Origin of the sequence: Pontibacter harenae, assembly GCF_020907245.1 — a bacterium.
GTDB lineage: Bacteria > Bacteroidota > Bacteroidia > Cytophagales > Hymenobacteraceae > Pontibacter > Pontibacter harenae.
The window spans coordinates 73,505-84,765 of the sequence record NZ_JAJJWH010000013.1 but is presented as its reverse complement, the minus strand read 5'-3'; the positions used below and the strand labels follow the sequence as shown (position 1 = coordinate 84,765).

Here is an 11,261-nt window from a genome sequence, read left to right as displayed (position 1 = left end):
TTAGATTTCAAGTTTCTTTAAGTTTAACTATAAGATATACTTCACCCCATGACTACAAAACATACTTGTTTTATCAGAACAGCCCTGACAACTGCAATTCTAGGACTTTTTGCTTTTACCCAAGTACAGGCGCAGGAAGTGCCAAAACCACCTAAAATGGTGCCCGAGATGACAGAGTTTTGGGAGCCAGAAGTACGTGTAATAACGCCAGGAACGAACAATACGGCCGCGCCTTCAGATGCCATTGTGCTTTTTGATGGAAAGAATTTATCAGAATGGAAAGCCAAGGACGGTGGCGGTGCAGCCCAGTGGCAGGTAAATAACGGTGAGTTTACGGTAGGCAAAGGCGACATCTCCACTAAACGTGAATTCCAGGACTTTCAGCTGCATATAGAATGGAGTGCTCCAGATCTGGTGCAGAGCAGCAGCCAGGGCAGAGGCAACAGCGGCATTTTTTTGCAGGACCGCTATGAAGTACAGGTGCTGGACTCCTATAACAACCGCACTTACTCTAACGGCCAGGCTGGCAGTATTTACAAGCAGCACCGTCCGCTGGTAAACGCTATGCGTAAGCCAAACGAGTGGAACGTGTACGACATTATCTACACAGCTCCACGTTTCAAAGAAGATGGTTCTGTTTTCTCGCCTGCCCGTGTAACGGTACTGCATAACGGGGTGCTGGTGCAAAATAATGTCGATATTAAAGGCCCGACGGAGTATATAGGTCTGCCAGAGTATAAAGCACACGGCAAAGCTCCTATCAGCTTACAAGATCATGGTAACCCAGTGGCTTACCGCAATATTTGGATCAGAGAATTGTAAGAGGAAATGTGTATGAAGCAAAGGACTAGAACTGAGGTAGGTCATTTCTTGCTTCTATTTTAGTTCTTTGTTTTAATTTGGTGCTGCAATACCACTTTTGCCTTTGTTGTGTGTTCTCACCAACAAGCACAGTAGCTGTTCAGTTATCAAAACAGCATATTTAAGTTTTATAGCTTATAGCTTCAATTTCTTTTATAATATCAACATGAGAAAATCTTTTTTATCAATTTTTGCCTTGAGCTTACTGCTGTTCTTCACGGTAAGTGTGCAGGCACAGTCAAAGATTAAGGTTGCCTGTGTGGGCAATAGCATTACGGAGGGTAGTGGGCTTAAAACTACTTATCCGCAGGCTTTGCAGCAGTTGTTAGGGGAGGAGTATGAGGTGCATAACTATGGTGTTAGCGGAAGAACTCTTTTGAAAAAAGGTAACCTTCCTTACTGGAAAGAGGCCAAGTACCAGGAAGTTCTGGCTTGGAACCCAGATGTAGTTATTATAAAGCTAGGTACAAATGATACGAAGCCGCAGAACTGGGAGTATAAAGACGAATTTGTGAAGGATTACGTTGAACTGGTAAAATCATTCAAAATGCTGCCTTCCAAACCGAAAGTATACATCTGCTATCCTTTACCTGTTTTTGAAGATAAATGGGGTATTACGGCAAGTATCGTGAAAGAGGAGATTTTGCCTGCCGTTAAGAAGGTTGCGAGAAAAGCTAAAGTTGAAACCATTGACCTTTATACACCTTTCATTGGCAAAGCCGAACTGACTTATGATGGCGTACACCCAAATGAGGCAGGAGCAGGGTTATTGGCGAAGGAAGTATACCAGGAAATAACATCGAAGGGAAAAGCAGCAGTATTAAATAATAAGAAGTAATAATTAATTCTGTTTTACCAAAGCGCCTGTGGCTTCTTTATAGCAAAGAAGCCACAGGCGCTTTGCTTTTTATTAACCCTATCGAAAAGCTCTGATTTAATAGCATTGTTTTAATCTGTTTTTACATGGTATTGCTGATTAACTAGCTTAGCCAATCATAATGAGCGAATTGTTACTCCGACTTTGAAGAAAGAGTGTACTCTTAATCGTTCAAGAAAAAAATGAAAGTCCCAATTCTTAAGGATTAGCAGGGTAGAGAAGATATATCTGAGGACAGGAAACATCTTAAAGCCTATTCTTCTCATCCCAAACATAAAAATTCCTTCGCTATAAGTATAAATATTATGGATTTAATTGAAAGAGTTCTAGCTGTAAATTAATTTTCTTTCTACCCTTGATGCCTGTCTGTAGGTATTGATAGAAATCTAATGCCAGCACCCTCTCAAAAGACAAATTTTTAGTCAGAAAGAAAAATTATTCTCCACCTATTTTGCTTGTTTTTACCTACACATTCTTCCTAAAACTGCGGTAGAAGGTGCAGGAGAGATTTTATTTGTGTCAATATAACACTAAATGTAGTAGCCAATTTTATAATGAGTACTTAATTCCTTGATTTAAAAGTATATGTATTTACTAATGAGGTATTAGATTAATTTTATAAACAAATTAGCTGCAGAAAATAGAGAGGAAAATTTGAGTGCAAAATTACTGTTCTACCTATGTTTCTTAAATAGTCATCTGTGTTGTAACTAAATGATTTCTTTAAATGGTGAAACTACTTCTCAGTTTGCCTCGTAAGTAGCGCCTGTGTGTCTTTAAGCTACATTTTTAATGCTCTTACTTTACTATCTGGTGCTTTTACATAATATTATAAGAGTGAAACTTATTTGTTTGTATCGGGGGTTCTGTTATCTTTGAGATGTAAATGAGCGTTTACTTATTTTAAAAAGTTATTTAAGTAAATACTCACATCCACAAAATAAGCTTTATAGGTGAAAGTGATAAAAAACTATTATAATCGGATAAGATTATATAGTAATTGAGAACTCAAACATTTTTAGATTGCAACCGATTTCACAAAATCATGTGCTTGTATCTTGTGCTCTTTATATAAATACAAGTTATAAAGTGTTTTCAATGTCTAACCTTATGCAAAGTTAAATTCATGTCAAAAGAACAGGATGTTCAGATGTTGTAGTATTGCCAGGTGTGTAGGTGCACCAGATTCTAGGTTCAATTCAGTAAAATTTAAACATTATTAAAGTCAATTATGATGAAATACATGTACACTTACGGGGGTTTGAAAAAGAACCCTGTGAATTTTCTCCCTGCGTGGAAAATAGCTCCAGTACTACTGGTGATGTTTCTGTTGCAGGGATTATTAGGTTTTGCGCAAACAGCGCAAACCGTGACGGGTACGGTTACCTCTGCCGCAGACAACTCGCCTCTTATCGGGGTTAGTGTTAGTGTGAAAGGTACTACCACAGGAGCTATCACTGATGTTGATGGTAACTATAGATTACAGGCGGCACCAAATGCAGTGCTGATTGTAACTTATATTGGTTATACGCAGCAGGAGGTGAATGTTAACGGAAGGTCTCAAATCAATATTTCACTGGCTGAAGATCAGAAAGTACTTCAGGAGGTAGTAGTTACAGGTTACGGTGAAGTTAGAAAAAGTGAGGTAACAGGAGCTCAGACAACTATCGGCTCTGAGCAAATTGAGAAAACCGTTAACACTACAATCGAGCAGGCTATTCAAGGACGTGCTGCAGGTGTGTATGTAACACAGAACACAGGTGCACCAGGTGGTGGTATTTCTGTTAACATCCGAGGTGTAAACTCTATCGGTGGATCAAACGAGCCGCTTTATGTAATTGACGGTGTGCAGATAGAAGGAGCTATTTCTCCTGCTGGTTCTAACCCGCTTTCTACCCTGAACCCAGCTGATATCGCGAGCATGGAAATCCTGCAGGGGCCTTCTGCTACAGCGCTTTATGGTTCTAGAGCAACAAACGGTGTTGTTTTGATTACGACTAAGCGTGGTAAGGCTGGTGATATCCGTATCAACTATGCTTACCTGTACAGTTTACAAACGGCTCCACGAAAACTAGATGTTATGAGTCTACCCCAGTATGCTCAGATGGACAACGAGTATAAGGCCATTGCAGGCGGTAATGTGCGTGAAGACTTTTTAGATCCTTCTCTATTAGGTAACGGAACTGATTGGCAGGATGAGCTATTCAAAAGTGCTCCAATGCAAAAGCACCAGGTAAGCGTGAGCGGCGGTAGCGAAAAAACAACATACTACCTATCAGGTGAATACCTTAACCAAGAAGGTGTTGCTTTGGGGTCTGGCTTCGATAGAGCTTCAGTACGTTTGAATTTAGATAACCAAGCGAAGGATTGGCTTACTATCAAAGCTAACATCAACTACGCGCAAACAAACGAAAGTATATCAACCACGCAATCTGATGTTATCACTAGAGCTATTCAGTTAGCTCCACACATTCCAGTAAGAAACTTAGATGGTACGTATGGTGGTGGTACTGTAACTCCGAATAACACAGCAGAGCAATTTACGCCACCAAACCCAATTGGTCTTGCAGAGATAACTCAAAATGATTTGGAAAAAAGACAGTTACTTGGAGGTTTGACTTTAGGATTCAAAATCATAGAAGGGCTGAACTTCAATACTTCTTTTAACGGAAACGTTGGTTTTTCAAACTCTACTTATTTCCTGCCAACTTACCAGTTCGGTTATCAGCAAAATGCACTAGCTGTTTTAAATAATAATAACAGCTTAAACACTTCTTATAACTGGAACCAGATGCTACAGTACCAAAAGCAATTTGGTAAGCACGGTATCAACCTGATGGCAACCCATGAAGTGAATGAATCTAGATGGAAGAATTTGTTTGGCCAGAGATCTGGTTTTCCTTCGAATGACGTAATTGACTTGAATGCTGGTGATGCGAGTACAAGTGCTGCTAACGGCGGACAAGGTGAGTGGGCGATGGAGTCTTATTTAGGTAGAGCCATCTATAACTTCAATGAGCGCTATATTATTACAGGTGCTTTCCGTGCAGATGGTTCTGTAAATTTCGGTCCTGAAAACAGATGGGGTTATTTCCCATCATTATCAGCAGCTTGGAGAGTATCTGAAGAGGAGTTCTTTACGCTTCCTTTTGTAAGTGACTTAAGGCTGCGTTATGAGATTGGCCTGACAGGTTCTCAAGGAGGTGGTGCAGCTATATATGGTACACTTGGCGCAGGTCCAACACCATGGGGTACTGGTTTTATAGCTAACAGATATGCAAACCCGAACTTCCAGTGGGAGGAGACAAAAACAAACAACTTTGGTATTAACTTAGGTTTGTTTGAAAATAGAATCCAGATAGAAGGTGATTACTACATCAAAGATACTGATAACCTGATTTTAGGAAGCTCATTGCCTTGGTACATGGGTACAAACGGTAACGGTGCTATTCAGCCGCCTACAGTTAACATCGGTTCTTTGCGAAACACTGGATGGACATTAAGCTTAAATACCATCAACATCGACAATGCAGCCTTCCACTGGTCAACTAACTTCAATATTTCTCACGTTAAAACTGAGGTAAGAAGCTTAACTACTGAAAGCAGCCAGATAGACCGCATCAACTGGTGGATGAATGACTGGACACAGCGTACAGTAGTAGGTCAGGCTCCTTGGTTGTTCTACGGCTATATAGAAGAAGGTATATTCCAGGATATGGATGACCTGCAGAACAGCCCACGCCCAGCTGATAACAATGGCAACCCTTTCCCGATTGCAGAAAACAGCATTTGGGTAGGTGATGTGAAATACCGCGATATCAATGGTGATGGCATCATCACAGGTGAGGATCAGACATTTATCGGTAACCCTTGGCCAAAATATTTTGCAGGTTTAACCAACGATTTCTCGTACAAAGGTTTTGATCTAAGTGTACTGATTACAAGCACTCTCGGGAACGACATTTATAACTACCTGCGTAACGAGAATACTAACCCGAACAACATTAACCTAGGTCGTAACCTGTTTACTGGTGCATTTGACTATGCCAAAGTTGCTTTAGACGAAGAAGGCAATCCTTACCTGCTGAACCCAGGTACGACAGTAGCCAGAATAGCAGCTAGTAGCAGAAACAACAACTTCACTCGTCACACTGACAAGTATGTAGAAGATGGTTCTTTTGTAAGACTTAAAAATATTACTTTGAACTACAACCTGCCTTCTTCAGTGATGGATAAACTGAAGTACATTAGAGGGGCTAGAATAGGAGTTAGTGCACAGAACGTAGCTACTATAACAGGTTACTCTGGTTACGACCCTGAAGTTGGATCTTATGTAGGCCCTAACGCTAATGCAGGAAATGCTGCTATCGGTGTGGATTATGGCCGCTACCCGCTAACGCCAGTTTACTCTGTTAACGTTGGTATTGATTTTTAATTAAACACAACAAAAAAGATGAAGAATAAATTTTTATACATAGGAGGCCTCATGGCAATGTCCGTTTTTTCGGGCTGTGAGAAAGAATTTCTGGAAAGACCTCCTCTAGATACATTAGTGGATGCTAACTTCTTTAAAACTGATGCCCAATTATTGGCAGCGTCATCACCACTATATAGCGTAGTTTGGAAGGATTATGTGGATCAGGCCTCTTGGGCTTTGGGAGATTTAAGAGCTGGAACAACGTTCCGTGCCTGGGGATACAGAGACGACGTATTATTTAATACAACAGAAGTATCAACTTCAAATAGCCAAGCTTACCGAGCATTCTGGATTGTAATTGGACAGGCTAACACACTCATTCAAAACGTTGAGCGCTATGCAGGACCTGAAGTATCTGACGCAATAAGAAGGCACGTAATTGCAGAAGCACGTTTTATGCGCGCCACTGCTTATTCTATGCTGGTGATGAACTATGGTCCAGTTCCTATTATTGAGAATAATTTAGCGTTGTTGAACGCTCCGGAAGTTAAGCGTAACACAGTAGAGAATGTTTGGGAGTTTATCACTAGAGACTATCAATACGCGGCTGAAAACCTTCCTGCTAATCCTATTGATGTTGGTAGAATTTCAAAATGGTCGGCAGAAGGTATGTTGGCCAGAACTTACCTGACCAGAGCTGGTGTAGGTGGCACCATGAACCAGGAGTACCTGGATCTTGCGAAGGAGTATGCACAGAGAGTTATAACAATGAGTGGCCGTAGCTTGTTACCTAACTATGCAAACCTGTTCCGTTATCCTTATGACAATAACGTTGAGTCGTTGTTTGAGCAGCAGTGGGTATTCTCAGCTAACCCAAATGATTATGGATACAGGAATACCATGGTGTCTCAGATAACCTTTAGCAACGACATTGCCAATGGCGATGGATGGGGAGGTGATTTAAGCGCTTCTTGGTGGCAACTGAGCCTTTACGATGGCCTGTTTGAAAATGGATTCACTAATGATACGCGTTTGAAAGCTACTTATATGCTCCCAGGCTTCCATTATCCTGAAATTTCACAAACCGTGACAGGTGCTGACGGTAATGCTACGTTGCAGGAGTTAGTATTCCCAGCTCCAGCAGCAACTACTGATAACAGCTATGCAAGTATCAAGAAGTACGTAGTTGGTAAAGCTGTCGATGTGGAGAGATTTGGAGGTCAGGCTGCCCAGCAAAACTACCCTAACAACACGTACATGTTGCGATTAGCCGAAATGTATCTGATTTACGCAGATGCAGCAATTGGTAGCGGTCAATCTACAACAGATGCGCAAGCTCTGGAATATGTTAACGTTATCAGAAGAAGAGCTGGAGTAGCTCCAATTGAAAATGTGCTTACCTGGCAGGATGTATTTGAAGAGCGCATGAAGGAGTTTGCTATGGAAGGATTAGCGTGGTATGACTTAGTTCGAATTCACTACTTCGATCCTCAAAGAGCTTATGGTATCGTAAACAGCCAGGACCGTGGTATGTTTGTAGTGCATCCAAACCGTATGCCTAACCCTACTTCTTGGAGCTTTGAGAAAACGGAGTGGTTTGAAGAAAGAACTGCTACGGCTAATTCTGGAAACTTCCTGCTTCCAATACCAGCAGCTGAAGCAGGCCAGGCCCCATGGTTAAGGGATGAGCCGGTTGAGTATGATTTCGGTGGTTAAAAAGATATTGTTTGATATAGATAATCAAAATATGAAATTTAGTTTTAAATCAATCCTTTTCTTTTTCATCGCTGTTGCGATGGTGGGAATGTTTTCAAGCTGTACGGAAGACGAAGAGCTTCCGTACGGCGGAAAACCTACAATTAATTATATTAGAATCACCAATCCAGATGCTTCAGACTCCCTAGTTGCGAAAGCAGGACAGGGAGCAATGATTGCGATCGTAGGACAGAATTTAGAAGGTGCACGCGAAATCTGGTTTAACGACCTGCGAGGTTCTCTTTCTCCTACCTTTATCACGAATACTTCTATTATCACAAGAGTGCCAGCTGATATTCCAACAGAAATTTCTAATCAAATAAAGATCATTTTTGCAGATGGTGACTCATTGATGTACGATTTTGAGGTAGACATTAGCGAACCAGTAATAACAGGAATGCTGAGTGAATATGTAAATACAGGTGATGTTGCTACAATCTATGGTAACTTCTTCTATGATCCCGTGACAGTAACTTTTACAGGAGGAGTAGAAGGAGAAGTAGTTTCTGTTTCAGAAGATGCCAATGTTATAGAAGTAATAGTACCTGAAGGAGCAGTGCCAGGCCCGATCACCGTATCAACGAACTTTGGCGAGTTTGAGTCTGAGTTCTGGTTCCGTGACAACAGAAACATCATTGCTGGTTTCGACGGAACCCTTGCAGGTTTGTGGACAGGACCTGACTATGTTAAAGCGTCAGATCCTGTTATTCCTGCTATTAACGGTAAGTTTGTGCGTTTCAACAAATCTTTAGGTCCATACCCTTATTCCGAGTTCTATGTTGGTCCTGCAAACAGCGACTTAGCTTTAGAAAATAGAAATATCCCTGAAGATGCGTTGGCAAACCCAGCTGACTATGTCTTAAAGTTTGAAGTTAATACGCTGGCACCTTTAGCTGGAGCAGAATTGAGAATGTATATAGGCAATGGTGATCTAGTTTCTGAAAGAGATGCCCAATTCTATACTTGGAGACCAAACGTAAATACTAATGGTCGGTGGGAAACAGTAAGTATTCCTTTTGAAGATTTTTATACTGCTAACGAGGAGTTTGCCTACAACCCGAATGGTTATAATATGTCTTTCTGGTTCCATGGTCCAGTAGCGGTTAATACAAACTTTGCAATGGATAACTTGCGGGTAGTACCTATAGCAGAATAAATTATTTAAATTCTTATAAAGATATAAGTATGAAAAATTTCTATAACACAAGGTTATTTTTACTCTTATGCCTTGTGCTGTCTTTCGGAATCATTACGTCATGCGACGACGACGACGATAACTTAAACACTGGCCAGGTAGAGCTATTAAGCTTTGGTCCGTCTGGTGTTTATCATGGTGAAGAAATTCGCCTTTTTGGCCGTAACTTAAATAAAGTAGAGGCTATTGAGTTTGTTGGAGCAACCGTAGCTAAAGAAGATTTCCTGGAGCAAACATCTGAGGTTATCAGACTTGTTGTACCTGAGACTACAATGGCAGGTGTAGTAACGCTTAAAGTGTCAGGTGGTGGTGATGTAGTGTCTAAAACTGTGTTGAGCTTTACAGTGCCAATCACTATTTCTTCTTTTACCCCTGAGGCAAGACCTGGTGATAATATCACCGTTACTGGTACTAGGCTTAACTGGGTAGAGGGAGTTGTTTTCTTCGACAGAGACACAGTGAGTGAGTTTGTAAGCCAATCTGCTACGCAATTGGTGCTTCGCGTTCCAATGACTGCACAAACTGGTAAGCTATTGTTTATTGGTGGTGGTGTAGAGCCTACTTTAGTAGAGACAGAAGAGGATTTTGTAGTGAGCAACTAAAGTGTTTTACAGCACAGATGAGTACCATTACATCAATTATATTAGTCTGAGACTGTAGTAGTGCTTGCAAAAAGAGGAAGGGCAGTGATGTCCTTCCTTTTTTTATGTATCAGCTGTGAATAGAAATTTTATCATGCCTTGTTATTCAATATCACTTAGTATTTGGCATCTTCCATATCTATATAACAAATAAGGTTCGCAGTTCTGCTACAAAATAGAAGGTTTCTTCCATGTGCACCAATGACGAATTCATGTTTGAGCGTTCAGCGAGTGGGGAAGGGGCCTTTTATTAAAAATCGTCTTGATTCTTTTGCATTCTCCTCCATTTTTCAAGGAAGCAGCCCTATAAAATTTCCTGCTGAATAACTACGGCGACAAGATCATTTCAGGAGTAATGACGCTAAGCAGTATGGATGAAGTAAATTGGCTGAAACAGAATACTGGAAAAGAGCCTGCATTGGTTGGACTGGATTTTATGCACAGTGGGCGTGCCTACAGTTGGTACAACGACAAAGAACCTATAACTGATGCCAAGAACTGGTATAACCGAAACGGTATACCTGCCATAATTTGGCACTGGCACGATCCATCCAGAACAACAGAAGAGTTTCATATTAAAAATCAGTCTCACTTAATTAGCACTACATTCTTTATTCTAAAAATACCTGATGAAAATTCAGCAGAATACAGAGCCATACTAGCTGACATTGATTATGTAGCTGGAATGCTGAAAGAGCTTCAGGATCAGAGAGTTCCTGTAGTTTGGCGGCCACTACACGAGGCTGCTGGAGGGTGGTTTGGTGGGGTGCCAAAGGTGCGGAACTTTTAAAAGAACTTTGGCATTTAATTTATTACAGAATGGTGTATAATTATGATTTAACTAATCTAACTAAGGTTTGGACGATGGTGCCAAACGATGACGCTTGGTATCCAGGTGATGAATATGTAGACATTATCGGTCGTGATAACTATAATGATGGAGACCATACATCGCATGTGCTTGAGTTTAACGAATTGAATAGCAGGTATGGCGGCATGAAGATGCAGGCTTTGAGCAACTAGATTCGTTTCCTGATGTGGATAATTTAGTAAGAGACGGAGCAGGCTGCCTGGTTTATGCCTTGGTACGAAACTACACACGCGACAGCATGTATATTCCGCTGGCTTTATGGCAAAAAGAGTTAGCCCATGACTATGTCATAACATTGGATGTAAAGCCTGATTTAAGAAATTATAGTAGGTAAGACCCTGCGGATGAGACGCAGCAGACAACAGGATTATTTGATGGTTAAACAGTGAAATTTGATTTTGTAGCTTATCCAACAAAAGTGAAAGATATTCTGCATATTAGCAGTGAAAAGCGCATACAGCTTGTTACGGTTTATAATATTCAGGGCAAAATAGTGAAAGATCAGACAATTAATGGGAATGAGATTTCTGTTTCATTAGCTGAATTTTTGGAAAGAATCTATTTTGTAAGGGTATACCTCCGAGCAGCTGTGAAAATAGTTAAAGAGTAGGATTATTATGTTAAGCATAAGTGCTGCACAAATC

The 11,261-nt window shown here is 40.8% G+C and carries 8 protein-coding genes and 1 pseudogene; all 9 read left to right on the top strand.

All coding sequences use genetic code 11. From position 1 onward, the window contains the following. Positions 1-48 precede the first annotated feature (48 nt). A complete protein-coding gene (locus tag LN893_RS09060) occupies positions 49-822 on the top strand; it encodes a 3-keto-disaccharide hydrolase (protein ID WP_229969494.1) in 774 nt (257 codons plus the stop codon). A gap of 205 nt (positions 823-1,027) precedes the next feature. Continuing rightward, positions 1,028-1,699: a GDSL-type esterase/lipase family protein gene (locus LN893_RS09055; protein ID WP_229969493.1), complete on the top strand. Its 672-nt coding sequence runs from the start codon at positions 1,028-1,030 to the stop codon at positions 1,697-1,699. A 1,270-nt stretch (positions 1,700-2,969) separates the two neighbouring features. Next, positions 2,970-6,173: a SusC/RagA family TonB-linked outer membrane protein gene (locus LN893_RS09050; RefSeq protein ID WP_229969492.1), complete on the top strand. Its 3,204-nt coding sequence runs from the start codon at positions 2,970-2,972 to the stop codon at positions 6,171-6,173. An 18-nt stretch (positions 6,174-6,191) separates the two neighbouring features. Then, positions 6,192-7,871, top strand: a complete 1,680-nt coding sequence (locus LN893_RS09045; RefSeq protein ID WP_229969491.1) for a RagB/SusD family nutrient uptake outer membrane protein — start codon at positions 6,192-6,194, stop codon at positions 7,869-7,871. Positions 7,872-7,902: 31 nt separating this feature from the next. Further along, positions 7,903-9,066 carry a glycan-binding surface protein gene (locus LN893_RS09040; protein ID WP_229969490.1) on the top strand — a complete coding sequence of 388 codons (1,164 nt, stop codon included), beginning with the start codon at positions 7,903-7,905 and terminating at the stop codon, positions 9,064-9,066. Positions 9,067-9,095: 29 nt separating this feature from the next. After that, positions 9,096-9,707, top strand: coding sequence for an IPT/TIG domain-containing protein (locus LN893_RS09035; RefSeq protein ID WP_229969489.1), 612 nt, complete (start codon positions 9,096-9,098; stop codon positions 9,705-9,707). A gap of 394 nt (positions 9,708-10,101) precedes the next feature. Beyond that, a pseudogene (locus tag LN893_RS20715) lies at positions 10,102-10,769 on the top strand (glycosyl hydrolase). A 14-nt stretch (positions 10,770-10,783) separates the two neighbouring features. Then, complete coding sequence (locus LN893_RS09020; protein WP_229969486.1) at positions 10,784-10,951, top strand: hypothetical protein; 168 nt, start codon at positions 10,784-10,786, stop codon at positions 10,949-10,951. A gap of 51 nt (positions 10,952-11,002) precedes the next feature. Further along, the gene (locus tag LN893_RS09015) at positions 11,003-11,227 is read left to right on the top strand and encodes a T9SS type A sorting domain-containing protein (protein WP_229969485.1); all 225 of its coding nucleotides are present in this window, start codon (positions 11,003-11,005) and stop codon (positions 11,225-11,227) included. Positions 11,228-11,261 lie beyond the last annotated feature (34 nt).

What these genes read in the sequence shown, in the direction of transcription:
- LN893_RS09060 (WP_229969494.1), top strand. Translation starts at nt 49, where the DNA reads ATGACTACAAAACATACTTGTTTTATCAGAACAGCCCTGACAACTGCA.
- LN893_RS09055 (WP_229969493.1), top strand. Translation starts at nt 1,028, where the DNA reads ATGAGAAAATCTTTTTTATCAATTTTTGCCTTGAGCTTACTGCTGTTC.
- LN893_RS09050 (WP_229969492.1), top strand. Translation starts at nt 2,970, where the DNA reads ATGATGAAATACATGTACACTTACGGGGGTTTGAAAAAGAACCCTGTG.
- LN893_RS09045 (WP_229969491.1), top strand. Translation starts at nt 6,192, where the DNA reads ATGAAGAATAAATTTTTATACATAGGAGGCCTCATGGCAATGTCCGTT.
- LN893_RS09040 (WP_229969490.1), top strand. Translation starts at nt 7,903, where the DNA reads ATGAAATTTAGTTTTAAATCAATCCTTTTCTTTTTCATCGCTGTTGCG.
- LN893_RS09035 (WP_229969489.1), top strand. Translation starts at nt 9,096, where the DNA reads ATGAAAAATTTCTATAACACAAGGTTATTTTTACTCTTATGCCTTGTG.